The sequence below is a fragment of the Staphylococcus sp. GW821-FHT11H10 genome (genome assembly GCF_058807855.1).
Genome location: NZ_JBXARC010000009.1, coordinates 75,660 through 92,181, shown reverse-complemented (window position 1 = coordinate 92,181; position 16,522 = coordinate 75,660). Strand labels below are relative to the sequence as shown.

Genomic DNA, 16,522 nt, shown 5'->3' with positions numbered 1-16,522 from the left:
CAGATGCAGATGCTGACTCAGATGCAGACGCAGATTCAGATGCTGACTCAGACGCAGATGCTGACGCAGATGCAGACTCAGATGCAGATGCAGATGCAGATGCAGATGCTGACTCAGACGCAGATGCTGACGCAGATGCAGACTCAGATGCAGATGCTGATTCAGATGCAGATGCAGATGCAGACGCAGACGCAGACGCAGATGCAGATGCTGATTCAGATGCAGACGCAGATTCAGACAAAGGTCATAATAACAAAGTAGATAAATCAAATAATAACGAATTACCTGATACTGGTAATAATGATCAAAATAATGGCACATTATTTGGTTCATTATTTGCTGCACTTGGAGGATTACTCTTAGTTGGCAGACGTCGTAAAAACGAAAATAATGAAGAAAAATAATAGTTAGACTTCATATTTACACAATGAAATTTAAAACCAGGCCCTTCATGGCCTGGTTTTATTTTAAATACTATGATATAGATTGATAGAAATAAGATAAATAGTTATAAATAAGGAGGAAACTATGGAATTTGAATATAAAATAGAAAAATTATTAACCGCAGTAAATAATAAAACGAAAATTAATAATTATGTTTTTTTAAGTTTGGGTAACCCTAATATCAAAGCCCAAGTTAAATTATTCAAAAAAACGAATTATCTTAAACAAAATATTTCGAAATTAGCACTTAAATTTAAAAAGAAAACGGGTCAGTTTCCAGAATGGATTAAATTAGATATTGTTACATCCACTGAAAAGGTTCAATTTAACGAATTGAAAAAAGCGTTGATTAATACACGACGAAATTATGTGGATTTTGGTATCGCATTTGATAGTCTATGGAATTTAGTCGTTTTACCCGAAGAAATTAATGCGAATGCTTTTATTCGACCAGATAATACAACTAAAGAACTATTTCTTTCTGATAAAAATATTAATAATTATTTACGTAAATACACGACTAACAAAAAGGCGTTTTCAAGTGAATTTTATAACGGAAAAGAAGTTGTTAAATTTTATACACAAGGCTTCTTTATAGATAATGAAGAAGTATATGAACTATACAACAATGGTTATAGAAAAGGTTTAAGAAAAGTAGCTCATTTGGAGAGTGAAATTGATCAATTAATTGAAAGTAGCACTCATTTCCTACAAAATATGTTGTTAGATAATGGTAAATATATTTATGGGTATTTCCCACATTTTGATAATGAAATTGGGTTTTATAATATACTAAGACATTCATCTTCTACATATGCCTTAATAGAGGGATTAGCATATTTAGGTGAAAATTTGCAACCTGTTGAAAAAGCAATTGATTATGTTATTTCAAATCAATTACTTGAAGTTGAAGATAAAGCGTATGTCTATGATAATACGGAAGACACTAATGAAATTAAATTGGGACAAAATGCTTCATTTATATTCGCTGTATGTGAATATTTGAAATATGAGAATAACCCTAAATATCTTGAAGCTGCTCAAAAAGTAGCGAACGGTATTCTTTCAATGATTGATGAAGATACATATGAAACGACGCACTTATTGAATTATCCTGATTTAAGTGTTAAAGAGAAATTTAGAATCATTTATTATGATGGCGAAGCAGCCCTTGCTTTGTTGAGACTATATCAAAGAGATAAAAATGATTTATGGTTAAAAACTGTAGAAAATTTAATGGATCGTTTCATTGAAAAAAAATATTGGCAATATCATGATCACTGGTTAGGTTATTGTACAAATGAATTAGTTCAAATTAACCCTCAAGAAAAATATTTTGAATTTGGAATAAAAAATGTGAATACACATTTAGATTATATTGAACAACGTGAAACGACATTTCCAACATTTTTAGAAATGTTAATGGCAACTTATAAATTAATACAGAAAGCTAAGGCAACAGATTTCGAACATATCGTTCATCATTTAATAGATGAGCAACGACTGATTGATGTGATTTATACAAGGGCAGAGTATCAACGTGTTGGATTTTTCTATCCAGAAATAGCAATGTATTTTAAAAATCCAAGTCGTATTTTGGGTAGTTTCTTTATCAAACATCATGGATATCGAGTCAGAATTGATGATATTGAACATTATATTTCAGGTTATGTGCAATTTCAAAAAGCTTTTAAAAAATAAAATATACCCCTTATATTTAGTGTATGTGTTCACTAAATATAGGGGGTATTATTTATTTTCTATATTTTAGTCTTGCGAAAGCATCGTGTTGGTGAATGGATTCTTCGTTTCGACATTCAATGTCAAAGCCATCAATCCAGTCAAAATCTACTAAATCTGCGGCAATTAAACGAATTAAATCTTCAACGAAACGTGGATTTTCATATGCACTTTCTGTTACGCGTTTTTCATCAGGACGTTTTAAAATTGGATAAAGAATAGAGCTTGCATTTGCTTCCATTGCATCTAAAATCTTTTCTTTGTAATCATCTATCATTTCAGAATTTTTATCTAAATACACTTTTACTGTTACAACACCGCGTTGATTATGAGCAGAGTATTCGCTAATTTCTTTAGAGCAAGGACAAAGTGTTGTTACAGTAGCTGTGAGGGTAAGTTCTTTACGCGTTACTTGATCTTTATGAATTGCTAAACCGTAAGTAACATCAGCATGACCCACTGCTTTGATATGAGTTACAGGACTATAACGATCAAAGAACCATTTACCTGAAACATCTACTCCCGCAGCATTCTGTTTCATATTGTCTTGTAATGTACGTAATACTTGATATAGTGTATCGAAATCCAGTTCTAAACCATTATTATAATGTTTCTCAACACTTTCTAAGATACGACTCATGTTAATACCTTTTTCATCTTTATTTAAACTTGTTGAGAAACTAAATGTACCTGCTGTTTGAAATTGATCAATTTTAACAGGATATACTAAATTTTTAATACCCACTTCTTCAATTTCAAACAAGAAGTTTTTATGTGTACTTTGTAAGTCAGTCATTTCATTTTTAGTTGTAGGTTTTGTACCTTTGATAGGGTCTACTGAACCAAAATGTTTCCAGCGACCTTCTCGAGTAGATAAATCAAATTCAGTCATTCGTTTATTGTACCTCCTCTAATGATTTTAATTGTCGAAATGATACGTCCAATAAGGTTCGACTTCTAGAAAACTTTGTGTTTCTCCGCCAACTTCAGGGCTAGCTAATTGTTTTAAGAAAGGACCTGTTTGAGATTTATGAGCTTCAAACGCTTTTAATTTAATCTCTTTATATTGACTAATGTCATTTAATATATCAGGTTCACCTAAAATATCCGGTGCATCATTACTGAATGCCACGAGTTGAAGTCTTGGACGCTTTTCTTTAGGCATACGTCCTACTGTTCTTACGACAGCTTCAGCTGTTGCTTCATGGTCTGGATGTACAGCAAATTTTGGATAAAATGAAATAATCACTGATGGATTTGTCTCCTCAATCAATGTTTTTACCATATCATCCATTTGCTCATGTGGCTCAAATTCTACTGTTTTATCTCTTAAACCCATTTTACGTAAATCAGTAATACCAATCACTTTCATAGCATCTTCTAATTCTTTTTCGCGAATATAAGGTAGTGACTCTCTTGTAGCAAAAGGGGGATTGCCTAAATTACGTCCCATTTGTCCTAATGTGAGACAGGCATAAGTGACAGGCACCCCGTTTTCGATATAACTTGCGATTGTCCCAGCAGATGAGAAGGTTTCATCATCGGGATGTGGAAATATCATTAGTACATGTCTTTCATCTTTCATGAATCTTCCTCCTCTATACTGTGAATGGCTGTTCACTGATTTCAATCGTTGCAGCCAATTGTCCTTCGTAATTAAATCCAGCTATTAAAAATTCATTATTATCATTGATTTCATAGTGAGTCAGGCCTTGCACATATACCCAACCGCCATCACGAAGTTTCAATCCAACACGAAATGGATCTTTGTCTCCGCCCTTTAGTTGCGCATGTTCATATGTGACTTGTATATTTCGTAAAAACGTACCTGCATTAAACACACGTTGATCAAAATGGTTAGCATATGCACCATTCGTCGTTTCAACATGCAAATAGACAGGTTTGTTTTCAAATGTAGTTAATAATCGTTGTACTTCTTCAGCTTTAATGGGTTCCAACACGTTCACTCCTTGCAACCATACAATGTGTGTATCTATCTATTTTACTAAAAAGAACGACTGAATTGTATATCTATGCTCAATTTATTTATAAATGAAGGAAAATAATTCGAAGTGATTTAAATGTTTAAAAATATTTAACACGGGTATCTATACTACTATGAATATGATACGAAAGGATGTTTGTAATGGAATTACAATTAGCAATCGATTTATTAAATAAAGAAGAAGCAGCAAAATTAGCTAAAAAAGTTGAAGAATATGTGGATATCGTAGAAATTGGTACACCTATCGTTATTAATGAAGGATTACCAGCTGTTCAACATTTAAATGAAAATATCAATAATGCGAAAGTGTTAGCTGATTTAAAAATTATGGATGCAGCAGACTATGAAGTAAGCCAAGCTATTAAATTTGGCGCAGATGTTGTGACTATCTTAGGTGTTGCAGAAGATGCTTCAATTAAAGGTGCGGTTGAAGAAGCACATAAACATGGTAAACAATTGTTAGTTGATATGATTGCTGTACAAGATTTAGAAAAACGTGCGAAAGAATTAGATGAAATGGGCGCTGATTATATCGCTGTTCATACTGGTTATGATTTACAAGCTGAAGGACAATCTCCATTAGAAAGCTTACGTACAGTTAAATCAGTCATTAAAAATTCTAAAGTAGCCGTAGCTGGTGGTATTAAACCTGAAACAATTAAAGACATTGTAGCAGAAGAACCTGACTTAGTTATTGTTGGTGGCGGTATTGCTAACGCAGATGATCCTGTAGAAGCAGCTAAACAATGTCGTGAAGCGATTGAAGGTAAATAAAATGCCAACTTTTAATAATTACCATTTAATATTAGAAGAGATTAATCATACGTTATCTCATCTAGATGATAATGATTATGGACGTTTTGCAAATGAAGTTGTTGGCGCATCTCGTATCTTTACAGCTGGTAAAGGTCGCTCTGGATATGTTGCTAATAGCTTTGCAATGCGTTTGAACCAACTAGGAAAAGATGCATCTGCAATAGGTGAAGCAACAACGCCATCTATTAAAGAGCATGATTTATTAATGATTATTTCCGGTTCTGGATCAACAGAACACCTAAGATTATTGGCTGAAAAGGCACATTCAGTTGGTGCTAAAATTGCTTTAATAACAACTAAAAAAGAATCTAAAATTGGCGATGTCGCTGATACAGTGATTGCTTTACCTGCAGGAACTAAACATGAAGCAGAAGGCTCTGAACAGCCGTTAGGTAGTCTATTTGAACAATCTTCACTCATCTTTTTAGATAGTGTCGTGATTGGATTAATGGATGCCTTTAATATTAATGAAGAAGCAATGCAAGACAATCATGCTAATTTAGAATAAATTAGTATGATTAAGAGAGTAGGGATTTCTAATTTAGAAATCCCTATTTTTGTGTATCATTTTAATAAAATCAACCATAAATATATATACAATAAAAAAAGATATATAATAAATAGTGAATTATGGAATTGTAAAAATGTAATAATTTAATGATTAAGATGCATAATACATATTATGTTAAAATATACCAATTACATTAAATATTAATGACACATTTTAATTTTATAAGGTAGGAATTTTATGATGGTGTTTAATAAAAAGCGTATTGAGGAGATATTAGAAGGTCATTGGGTGAATGAACCTTCAGAAAGCTCGCAAGTTAATAATGTTGTAGCAAGTTATGATCAAGCACGTGAAGATTATCGTCATCAACGACAATTATTATTTATTGCAATAGATAATGATACTTGGAATACGCATATCAAAGATACAGAAGATTAGAGTGATACGCATAATACCATTTTACATGTTTTGCCATATATTTCAGGTATTATCGTAAAAACTCCAATTCCTCAGCTTAATGAAGACATTCTTCAATTCGTGGTACAAGATACTTATGATGCACTAAATAAATTAGTACTTACTTCATATGATACGTCTGATGCTACTTTAATCGCTACTGTTGGTACGAATAATAAGGGCATTTATGTGATTAATGCATTATTTGAAGAACTACTATTAAAAAATAAGAATCAAATAGTAATTAAGAAAAAAGAGCTTGTAAGTCTTAACATGTTAATAGCTTTAGCAAGTACATCTGAACACACAGAGTATATTATTTCTAATGCAAGCAATCGTGCATTAATATCAAATCCACAGCAATTTGATAAGTATATTCCAGATATTTCTATTATTTCTTCTATAGAAGAAACAAAAAATCAAACAATAGATAATAATGTAGAATTATACACTTGACTCCTTGAAAATATGTTTGTTGATAGCATTGTTGTTTTAGATGGTGATAGTGAGGGTGTTGAAAAAATTTATTCTAAAATAGAAAGATTAAAATTAAATAAAATTACTTATGGAATTATTCCTAATTCAGATGTTTTTATTATGAGAAATAGGCAGTTAGGAGAATATTCACAAATTAAAGCAAAGATTATAGGAGAAAATTTAGATTTTCAAACTAAACTAACGGTCTAGATAATTTACGGTACATACTTAGTGGGCTTGCCACTCTAAAAATATTACATATACCTCTTTATATGGTAGTAAATCATTTGAAAAATTTTATACCATTAGAAGATCATCAACAAGCTACTCAGTACAACGCATTTAATGGAGATATTTATAATATTGTAGACAGCGATGCTCTACCAACTATAGAGGGAATGGTTGATTTATTAAGCATGTTACATAAACAACGTATTATTTCAAATGGGAGAACTATTGTCATTATTGGGGGTATTTCCGGACTAACTATGGAAAATGAAGAGAGTCAATATCAAGTATTAGCAGAAGAAATACTTCAATCTGATATTGATTTAGTCATTGGATTTGGGGAGGAAATGTCATACTGCTTAAAATATTTGCCTGAAATAAAAGTAGTAGGGGTATATACATCTGTTAATCAATTGGCACAAGTAACAGCGGCTATTTTAAAAAATGAGGATAATATTTTAATTAAAGGTAATGAGTCTTCAAAAGAATGGTCATTATTACAAGATTTAATTATTAAATATGCGACACAGCCTATTGAACCTTTAAATATTAAAGATGTTATGCCTCCTAGTGAGGGATATGGTGCAGCGACTTTTAATATGAAAACAGGAGAAAAGGTTGCTCAATATGGTAATCAATATGTGACTCAAAATCAAAGTGCAGGTAATTTATTAATTATACATCGTGTATTAAACTTATTATTTACTGAAAAATTAAACCGAAGTCAAACCTTCACACCAGATCCAGATAATGAAGCAATTACTGCAAGCCAACTAAAAAATGCTATTCCTCTTAAAAAAATGACGAAGTTACTTTGGAACACCTTTTATCAGCAGCAATCATTAATGACGCTTCTAATGCATTAATTATGTTGGCAAATAGTGTATTAGGTCTAGTGAAAATGGTTAAAAGCATAGTAAATGATTTAGGTATAAACAGTTCTATTGCAGAAAATATTACTGGTGAACCAGTAGAAGGTAGACTTCAAAAATTAACTTTAGATAACTTGTTTATGATAGGTAACTTATTGTTTACGAATTATCCAGCTGTAAGAGATATACTATCTCTTTCTAGTTATACATTTAAAAATGGCACATATAGAACAAAAAGTAATTTATATGATTATGGATTAATTACGCATGGATTATTCTATGGTGTCAATGATTCTATTGGTATTGTTCGTTCAAAAATTAATGGAGAAACCTATATTACTGTTGCTTTAGGAATTAGAAGTGCATTCCATAGAGATGCTATGATATATCAAACATTATCTAAAATAATGAATTCTGATATTCAAAAAACAAAATTAGAAAATATTAGAAAAATAAGAAAATCGACTTATAAAATAAATTTATTAGACGATACTTATTTTACTGATTCATATGTGAATCGTACAAATGATGAAAGCTTAAATAACTTTTTAATACATGGGACTCCATCGCATAGTTTTAAGGAGATTAGACCATTACTAGAAGGAGCGGACTTCAATATATGTATGTTAGAAACACCAATATTTAATATTGAAAACACATGCTTAGAGCAGCGTTTAAAAGATGTAAGATATTCTAATGAAAAAATACGCTTGAAATATTAAAACAAGAGGATATTGATTTAGTTTCATTAGCAAGTCCACATATACTGGATAGTGAAGAAAAATTAGATTGTACGTTAGAGTTATTAGAAGCATATGATATCTATAATATTAGTTCAAAAAATAAACAGATTGATGCTGAAAACCCATTCGTTATTTATGTTAATAATCAAAGGTATATGATTTTTAATGCGCACTTTTATCAGTCTGATAATTATTGTTTTTTAGTCGTTATGCTATAATAAATGAGAATGGTATTGCATGTTTAAATTCATTTATCTATGAGCGGATGAGCATAGCAAAACGAGAAGATGAAACAACCAAAATCATCGTTATTGCTCATTGAGGAGTAAAAACCCAGACTAATGAAAATGATATAAGACAACATATTCTTGCTCAAAGATTAAGTAAAGCAGGCGCAGATATTATCATTGGACATGGTGGTCGTAATATGAAAGGTATTGAATAAATAAACCAAACAACAGTGCTTTATGATATAGGTGTGTGTATCTTTAATAGTGATGATGATACAAGAGAAACTATACAACCTCCGTATAGTTTAATAACGCAAGTTAATGTGAATCCTAATCATACAATTGAATTGAAACTTTATCCGATTTATACGAATAATCATGCAACACTATGCCAACCAAGATTTGTTGACAAAAAAGATTTAATCATTGTTATACTCTACTGAAAAAATACGGAATGTTACCTAATATATCTATGAACATGACAATCAATACTATTTTAATATTTTTATATAAATAAATTATAAAATTTAGAGAGGAGAGAACTTATGATTTATGATAAAGAACGAATTGAACAATTACTAGAAGGTTACTGGTATCGAGAACCAAAAGAAGAGTGGTACGTTGATAATATAGATATTAATAAACAACAAATGATGAAATATTGTCAAAAAGGTTATAAAACTTTATTTATAGCTATTGATTCAGAAACATGGCATAAAGGATCTGGAAATACTGGCGTTTATGCTGGATGGGAAGATACACATAACAATTTAGAAGAATACAAATATTTTATGAGTGGCGTAATAGCCAGTAGACCGATTGAATATTTAGATGAAGATATTCCACAATTTATTATGAAAGATACCTATAGTGCAATAAAAAAACTAGGGGAATTTTCATTTTCCTTATTTAAAGGAAAAATGATAGGAATTACTGGTACCGCTGGTAAATCTACATGTAAAACTTTACTAAATGAATTGTTAGAAGTGAATCATACAGTTAATTCCACTAGAGGGAATCATAATACAAGAACTGGAGTGCCTCTTACGGTTGCTAATGCGATTAACAACCCTGATTATTTAGTTCTTGAAATGGCAATATCGAGTTTATGGATGAAAAGCGGAGGAATAGCAAAAACATATATTCCAGATTTAGCATTAATAACGTCAATAGATGGTGGACAAAATAAAACACCATATGAAACAGCTATTCTAAAGTCTAAAATCGCTGAAGGTATGCATCATAATGGGAAAGTAATATTAAATAGAGATATGAATGAATATTTCACTGTTAAAAGTACGATAGAAAAATATAATAAGAATATAGTGACTTATGGTTTTAATAATGAGTCAGACTCGATTATTGAAAGGTTTGAGGAGTATAAAGACTATACTCATGTTGAAGCTTCTATATTAGGTGAACCAGTATCATTTAACACTTTTCTATCTGGTAAAGCAATGATTGAGAATATTATTGGTGTTTTGACGATAATAAAATTATTAGATATCCCACTTGAAAGTATTATGTATAAATTAGAAAATTATCAACCTAACAATGGTGTACAAAATTTTGAGCATTACAAAAAAAATAATAGTGTTACATATACGTTAATTAATGATTCATGGAATGCAATGGGAATATCAATGCTTGAAGGTATTAAAGTTTTAAAAACTAAATCTCGTTTTTATAAAGGTAAAACTATTGCGATTTTAGGTAGAATAATTGGATTAGATAAGAATGAAAAAGAAGCAAAACGCCAACATGAGCTTATTGCGGAAGAACTAATTAATTCAAATATTGATTTAGTTTATGGGCATGGTAAAGAAATGAAGTATACTATGAAAAAATTACCTAAACGTATGATAGGTGGATATTATGAAAGTGCAGAGCTACTAGCATACGAAGTTGCTAATATTATAGAAGATGATGATTTAATATTAATTAAAGGATCAGTAAGAAATAGTAATTTTAAAAATGTAAAAAAACATCTCATTTTATATGCTAATTCAAATACTACCCATAAAGTTAATGCACATAAAGGTTCTAGTAAAGGTTACGGAGTAGCAACTTTTAGTGTAAAAACAAATGAGAAAGTTGCTTATATCGGGAATCAAGATGTAATTCAAAACCAAGGATTAGGTGGTATTTTAATTATTCATCATGTTCTTGATTTAATTTTCTCAAAAAAATTATCACTTAGTGATATATATAAGCCTGACAAACAAGCAATTAGAGAAAGTAAAAAGCCAAGGTCAATTCCATTAAATGAAAAAGATGAAATTACTTTAAATCAACTATTGACTTCAGCTATTGTTACTGCCTCGCCGAATGCTATTTTAATGCTAGCAAATACAGTTATAGGAAGTAATAGTGGTAGTTTGAAATATATAAAAGAAACTACTAAAGAAATAGGAGCAAATCCGAGAAGTGCACTGAATATAACGGGAAGAAGAATAAGTAATAAGATACAAGAATTAAGTTTGAATGATTTATATTTAGCAAGTAAATTATTATTTAATAAATATCCTTTTATTAAAGATATGCTAACAAAAAATAATTATGTGTTCAAAGATAAGTTTTATAAATCTGAATCTAATTTGTTTAATTATGGAATGATTACGCATGGTTTCTTCTACGGTCAAGATCACTCTATCGGTACAGTATTGTCTAAAATAAATGGTGAAGAATATATTACAGTCGTGTTAGGTGCTAAAGATGCGTTTCATAGAGATGAATTAATTTATAATTCAATTATGCAAGTTATACAGGGAAATCCTAAACATACTAAACGTGATTCGATTCGTAAGAAACGTAAATCACCATTTGAAATGAACATTATCGGGGATACTTATTTTGGTGAGTATTACACTAAAAAACGCCAAGCAAAAGATATCGATGATGCATTAACATCTAAAGGTCGACATTACAGTTTTGATGGTATTCGTGATTTCTTAAAAACAGGAGATTTTAATATATGTAATTTCGAGGCAGCGATTTCTGATGATGATAATGCTTATTTAAGACAACGTAAACCTTATGTTTTACATGCTTCTGAGGAAGAAACAGCTCGTGCTTTAAAAAAAGAATATATTCATTTAGCCACGCTTGCTAATAATCATTTAATGGACTGTAACGTAGAAGGATTAAACCGAACAATTAAACAGTTTGAAGCAGAGAACCTATATACAATAGGTGCTGGAAATACTCAAGAAGAAGCAGAAAAGCCTTTTGTACTTAACTATAATGGTCAAAAATATACAATATTTAATGCATATTGGTATCGACGTCCTATGTATAGAGAATACGATTTTTATGCAATAGGAAATAAACCCGGTGTTGCTTGTATTAATCCTTCTTTGTATAAGCAAATTTCTAAAGTGAAAGAAGAAGGTGCTAAAGTGATTGTCATTGCTCACTGGGGTGTCGACTTTAGTAAAGTTCAGATAAAACAACGGGAATATGCACAGTTATTAGAAGAAGCGGGAGCAGATTTAATTATTGGTCACGGTGCACATATGATGCAAAGTATTGAGAAAATTAATGGAACTACTGTAGTGTATAGTATCGGCAACGGAATATTCAATAGTAATGGAGAATATGATCAACGTTTTGTACCTCCATACAGTTTTATTGCACGTCTTACTATCACTCCTGAAAATGACTTATCCTTGAAACTTTATCCAATTTATAGCAATAATAAAGAAACATTTTGGCAACCACGTTTTTTAACTGAAGATGAGTTTAAACATTGTAGTCAAATGCTTAAACAATACGGTTCAATTGAAACTATTAAAAAAGGTTATGACCAACATTATTATTACGATATACCGCTTTGATGAAACAACACTCTAATTATTAGTTAAAAGAACTAATAGTTAGAGTGATTTTTTTATGTGTTATTTTTCATATAATGTTAATATAATAATTAATCCAGTTAACATTTAGAGAGGGTCATATGTTAGAAATACTAAATAAATTAAATCACTATTCAATAGAACAACCAGATATGATTGCACTATCGTTCGAAGAAGATGTATTGACATATCAACAACTTTATACAGAAATACAGCAATTAAAATCAGTCTTCATGCATTTACCGAAAGGGTCCCGAGTAGGATTGTTAAGTAAAAGTCCTTTACATAATATGTTGAATTATTTTGCAATATTAGAACAAGGAAGTATTCCATGTTTTCTAGATGACCAATGGTCTGAAGTAACAATTCATCAACTGATTGAAACGTATCATATTGACTATCTTGTTGATGAACAGCATAGACTGACAAAGACAAAGTCTTCTGAAACATATCCAACATATTTAAATGAGCAGTCACAAGTCCATCAACTATTACATATTGGTTTTACATCTGGGACAACAGGGTTACCTAAAGCATATTATCGAAATGAGCCATCTTGGCTTGCGTCATACAAAGAAAATGAAAAGCTACTTCGTCATAAAGAAAACATACTTGTAGCACCGGGACCACTTGCACATTCATTGTCTTTATACACTTGTATTTATGCGTTATATACAGGGAGAACATTTATTGGACAAACCCGTTTTAATGCGACTAAGCTCGTTAGCAAAATGAAACAACAAACAACAAATAGCGCATTATTTCTCGTTCCAACAATGCTACATGCAATAACAAAAATAAATCACGATCACCTACATTTAACAACTATTTTAAGTAGTGGCGCGAAACTTTCTTCTTCGTTGTTTAAGCGTATAGCCGAAACATTTCAGCATGCTAATATTATTGAATTTTTTGGAACGTCAGAAGCAAGTTTTATTAGTTATAACATTAACCGTAAAGCTTCTGTTGATTCAGTGGGATACATATTTCAAAATGTAACGATTGGTTTAGAGGAAAAAGACAAGAATCATATAGGGTTATTAAATGTAAAAAGTAATATGATATTCTCTGGATATGTAAATCAATCTGTCGTATTACCTGAAACATGGATTAAAACAGGCGATTACGCTTATATTAAAGATAATCAATTATATTTAGTGAGTCGTCAAAATGAACGATTAATTATTGGAGGTAAAAATGTTTATCCTCAAGTTATTGAACAAATGATAAAAAATATTGATGGAGTAGAAGAAGCAATTGTTATAGGAGAACCGCATCCACGTTTTGGGGAAATAGCGGTTTTACTATATACAGGATCGATAGAACTTGAGTACCAAACTGTGAGACAACATATTATGAAAGTTCTATCACGATATGATGTACCTTCCAAATTGATAAAAGTAGACAGTATGCAATATACCCAAAGTGGCAAAGTTGCTCGAAATAAAATGCGTACTGCCTATGTAAAAGGAGACTTTAAATGATGAACCAACCGGTCATTATATGGGCGAAACGTACACCTTTTGGCAAATACGGTGGGAAATTGAAACATTTAGAACCTGAAACATTACTCATGCCCTTATTTGAAGAAATGAATTCAATTTTTCCTAAAATAATACCTGATATAGATGATGTAGTGATTGGAAATATCGTAGGTAATGGTGGAAATATTGCTCGTAAAGCCTTATTAGAAGCAGGTCTAGCTGAGAGTATTCCAGGTGTTACAATGGACCGTCAATGTGGGTCAGGGTTAGAAAGTATTATATATGCATGTCGAATGGTTCAAGCTGGTGCAGGTCATATTTATATAGCTGGAGGAGTAGAAAGCACGAGTCGTGCTCCTTGGAAGATTAAACGCCCTCAATCAGTGTATGATACACAATTACCAGAATTTTATGAGCGTGCCTCTTTTGCACCAAAAGGTCAAGATCCAAGTATGATAGAGGCAGCTGAAAATGTTGCGCAATATTATCATATTACGCGTAAACAACAAGATGCCTTTGCGATACGTAGTCATCATCTCACACATCAATATTATAAGAATGGAAGTATAAGTAATGAAATTGTATCTTTAAACATCAAAGGTCATTTATTTGATAAAGATGAAAGTATTAAGCCAACACTTACTGAACAACGATTAAATCGATTACGTCCTTTACTAGCTAACGGAACAGTAACGGTTGGAAATAGTTGTATGAAAAATGACGGCGCTGCGCTTGCACTCGTTATGAATCAAGAAACGGCATTACAATACGGAATATCAGAGGGAATGATGTTTACAGATGCAGTGACAATAGGTGTCAATCCGAAACGACTCGGTATTGGACCAGTGCCTGCCGTAACAAAATTACTTAAAAAACAAAATTTAAAAATAAGTGACATTGATGCAATAGAACTTAATGAGGCATTTAGTTCACAAGTTTTAGCTTCAATTCAAGAGTTAAAATTAAATATTAATCAAGTCAATCAGTGGGGTGGAGCCATTGCGTCTGGTCATCCTTATAGCGCAAGTGGCGTAGCGTTAATCACTAGGTTATTAAATATGACACATTGGAAGCGGGGAGTTGCTACGATGGGGATTGGAGGAGGAATGGGGAATGCGATACTCTTCGAACGATGGGGCTTGTGAGAAAATAGAAATATATTTTAGTGAACAAGAAGTAAGAGCGTATTGCGAAGTAGTTGAAAGAACGTATAAAGGCGTGGTGCCTTTACTCATGTGTGCAAACGTCTGGCCAAAATTTAAGTTGTTTCAAAAGTTTGAACAAGAACATATTCTTCTTGTGCGAACAACATGTGAAGAATTTGAACCATTAAAATGTAGGCTAAAATACGAGGCGTACTTAACACATAAAAGTACGAAAAAGTTTAAAACATATATCCAATATATCTACGAGTTAAAAATATATAAAGATAATAGACAATGTATATTTATTAGACAAACGTTTATAAAAAAGGAGGTAAATGATGAAGTTTAGTCATGATAAAGTAAGTCATTACCTTCGACTTGTTAATGATAAAAATGAGCTTCATTCAACCATTGTTCCTGGTCAACTGGTAGTGGATTGTGTATTAGCGTATTTTCAAATAGAGTGGACACAATTTAATGTTAAGTATAAAAGGACTATAGATATAGATGAAGAAGTGACCTTCAAAAAAGTGAGTCATAATGAAATAAACGTCTTTGGTTTAAATGGTGAAGAAAAAATAGTTATTACTAAAAAAAGTAATCATACTGATTTATAATTATTTATTTAATCGTTGATAACCCATCATAGGTGTTAAAAAAGAAACAATATTATAAAGATATAGCGTTAATGTTAGTATAACTTAAAGTTTCTCTCTAAGTTTCCAAAAGGGGACATTCTTGGCTAACATTAACGCTATTTTATTAGGGTGAGCTTTTGAATCATTAATGACTTTTTAAAGTTTTGAGTATTAGGGGCATCTTAACTTTAAAAAAGATTTTGAAATATTCGTTTGTTTTCGTATTCAATTACGAAAAACACTTTTTAATTTTTGAAATGTGATGAATAACTTAATTCATGTTATCAACGTCACTTTCTAGTAGAGAGAGAAATTTATAGATGTCATTTTTACTAAACGTTTCATCGAATTTTACCGTAATCGTCTTGAAGGTCTTTGTAATGATTTCGTATATTGGGATACCGTTTTCTATATTTTGCTTGTAGATAATCATGTTGTTAATTCCTCCTTTGTCTCTCTACACTTAATATAGTAATGGATTTGATTATAAAAAACATGAGTCTATGGTACTAACTTTTACTGCAACGGACTGTGTAGAGCATACTACGACTAAATACCTAGAAGATAATGAAGATATAAGAAAAGCTTTTAATCCTAGTGTGACCAAACTATCATACACAAGATTAAAAGCTTTAGAAGTGCTTATATTTCTTTAAAAATGCAGTACAGACAGTAGCTGATTGAATTGAAAGTATGCTGATGAGTTTCTTTCAACTCTAATGCTGGGGCCCCGACAAAGAGACTTTCAAAAAGAAAGTCAACGATCAACGCGAGTTGGGGTGTCGGGGAAGGACAATGACGTCTAATTAAGGATTACAAAAGACTAGTGTCTTTTGCATAAGAAGTACTAGCATTTTTTTCAAAAATGCAGTACAGACA

General features: G+C 31.3%; 19 protein-coding genes. 15 read left to right on the top strand and 4 right to left on the bottom strand.

Going from position 1 to position 16,522, the window contains the following annotated elements; all coding sequences use genetic code 11:
- Positions 1–404: LPXTG cell wall anchor domain-containing protein (locus AC1RRU_RS06925; protein WP_493196485.1), on the top strand; the 404-nt coding region annotated here is incomplete at its 5' end.
- 124 nt (positions 405–528) lie between these two features.
- Positions 529–2,145 (top strand): poly(glycerol-phosphate) alpha-glucosyltransferase, encoded by a 1,617-nt coding sequence (locus AC1RRU_RS06920; RefSeq protein ID WP_070581330.1) that lies wholly within the window; start codon positions 529–531, stop codon positions 2,143–2,145.
- Between the two features lie 52 nt (positions 2,146–2,197).
- Here the strand turns inward: AC1RRU_RS06920 and folE2 are convergent, their stop codons facing one another.
- From folE2 to AC1RRU_RS06905, 3 genes are read right to left on the bottom strand one after another with little or no spacing between them, the layout of a single operon-like run.
- Complete coding sequence (gene folE2, locus AC1RRU_RS06915; RefSeq protein ID WP_493196484.1) at positions 2,198–3,076, bottom strand: GTP cyclohydrolase FolE2; 879 nt, start codon at positions 3,074–3,076, stop codon at positions 2,198–2,200.
- 27 nt (positions 3,077–3,103) lie between these two features.
- Positions 3,104–3,769: a bacillithiol biosynthesis deacetylase BshB2 gene (gene bshB2, locus AC1RRU_RS06910; RefSeq protein ID WP_070855426.1), complete on the bottom strand. Its 666-nt coding sequence runs from the start codon at positions 3,767–3,769 to the stop codon at positions 3,104–3,106.
- Between the two features lie 13 nt (positions 3,770–3,782).
- On the bottom strand, positions 3,783–4,145 hold the full coding sequence (locus AC1RRU_RS06905) for a YojF family protein (RefSeq protein WP_002488035.1): 363 nt from the start codon (positions 4,143–4,145) through the stop codon (positions 3,783–3,785).
- A 185-nt stretch (positions 4,146–4,330) separates the two neighbouring features.
- Here AC1RRU_RS06905 and hxlA point away from each other — a divergent pair, with 185 nt between their 5' ends.
- From hxlA to AC1RRU_RS06840, 13 genes are all read left to right on the top strand, one after another.
- A complete protein-coding gene (hxlA, locus tag AC1RRU_RS06900) occupies positions 4,331–4,963 on the top strand; it encodes a 3-hexulose-6-phosphate synthase (RefSeq protein ID WP_019834869.1) in 633 nt (210 codons plus the stop codon).
- Position 4,964: 1 nt separating this feature from the next.
- Positions 4,965–5,513: a 6-phospho-3-hexuloisomerase gene (gene hxlB, locus AC1RRU_RS06895; protein ID WP_066032103.1), complete on the top strand. Its 549-nt coding sequence runs from the start codon at positions 4,965–4,967 to the stop codon at positions 5,511–5,513.
- Positions 5,514–5,753: 240 nt separating this feature from the next.
- A complete protein-coding gene (locus AC1RRU_RS06890) occupies positions 5,754–5,954 on the top strand; it encodes a hypothetical protein (protein WP_070855422.1) in 201 nt (66 codons plus the stop codon).
- 99 nt (positions 5,955–6,053) lie between these two features.
- Positions 6,054–6,428, top strand: a complete 375-nt coding sequence (locus tag AC1RRU_RS06885; protein ID WP_131566080.1) for a hypothetical protein — start codon at positions 6,054–6,056, stop codon at positions 6,426–6,428.
- Between the two features lie 12 nt (positions 6,429–6,440).
- Entirely contained in the window at positions 6,441–6,659 is a 219-nt protein-coding gene (locus AC1RRU_RS06880) for a hypothetical protein (RefSeq protein ID WP_053026383.1), read from the top strand.
- Positions 6,660–6,736: 77 nt separating this feature from the next.
- Positions 6,737–7,543 carry a hypothetical protein gene (locus tag AC1RRU_RS06875; protein ID WP_240557274.1) on the top strand — a complete coding sequence of 269 codons (807 nt, stop codon included), beginning with the start codon at positions 6,737–6,739 and terminating at the stop codon, positions 7,541–7,543.
- The gene (locus tag AC1RRU_RS06870; protein ID WP_053026382.1) at positions 7,492–8,271 is read left to right on the top strand and encodes a hypothetical protein; all 780 of its coding nucleotides are present in this window, start codon (positions 7,492–7,494) and stop codon (positions 8,269–8,271) included. Before AC1RRU_RS06875 ends, AC1RRU_RS06870 begins: the two co-directional genes overlap by 52 nt.
- The gene (locus tag AC1RRU_RS06865; RefSeq protein ID WP_110709625.1) at positions 8,265–8,510 is read left to right on the top strand and encodes a metallophosphoesterase family protein; all 246 of its coding nucleotides are present in this window, start codon (positions 8,265–8,267) and stop codon (positions 8,508–8,510) included. The genes AC1RRU_RS06870 and AC1RRU_RS06865 overlap by 7 nt, the downstream gene beginning before the upstream one ends.
- A gap of 557 nt (positions 8,511–9,067) precedes the next feature.
- Positions 9,068–12,358 (top strand): CapA family protein, encoded by a 3,291-nt coding sequence (locus AC1RRU_RS06860; protein ID WP_019834872.1) that lies wholly within the window; start codon positions 9,068–9,070, stop codon positions 12,356–12,358.
- Between the two features lie 119 nt (positions 12,359–12,477).
- The gene (locus AC1RRU_RS06855; protein WP_070855420.1) at positions 12,478–13,860 is read left to right on the top strand and encodes an AMP-binding protein; all 1,383 of its coding nucleotides are present in this window, start codon (positions 12,478–12,480) and stop codon (positions 13,858–13,860) included.
- Entirely contained in the window at positions 13,860–15,005 is a 1,146-nt protein-coding gene (locus AC1RRU_RS06850) for a thiolase family protein (protein ID WP_029376697.1), read from the top strand. Before AC1RRU_RS06855 ends, AC1RRU_RS06850 begins: the two co-directional genes overlap by 1 nt.
- Entirely contained in the window at positions 14,974–15,354 is a 381-nt protein-coding gene (locus AC1RRU_RS06845; protein WP_016931405.1) for a hypothetical protein, read from the top strand. The genes AC1RRU_RS06850 and AC1RRU_RS06845 overlap by 32 nt, the downstream gene beginning before the upstream one ends.
- On the top strand, positions 15,344–15,622 hold the full coding sequence (locus AC1RRU_RS06840; protein ID WP_002488040.1) for a hypothetical protein: 279 nt from the start codon (positions 15,344–15,346) through the stop codon (positions 15,620–15,622). Before AC1RRU_RS06845 ends, AC1RRU_RS06840 begins: the two co-directional genes overlap by 11 nt.
- Positions 15,623–15,914: 292 nt before the next feature.
- Here AC1RRU_RS06840 and vraX read toward each other — a convergent pair whose 3' ends face one another.
- Positions 15,915–16,076 (bottom strand): C1q-binding complement inhibitor VraX, encoded by a 162-nt coding sequence (gene vraX, locus AC1RRU_RS06835; protein WP_016931404.1) that lies wholly within the window; start codon positions 16,074–16,076, stop codon positions 15,915–15,917.
- Positions 16,077–16,522: the final 446 nt, after the last annotated feature.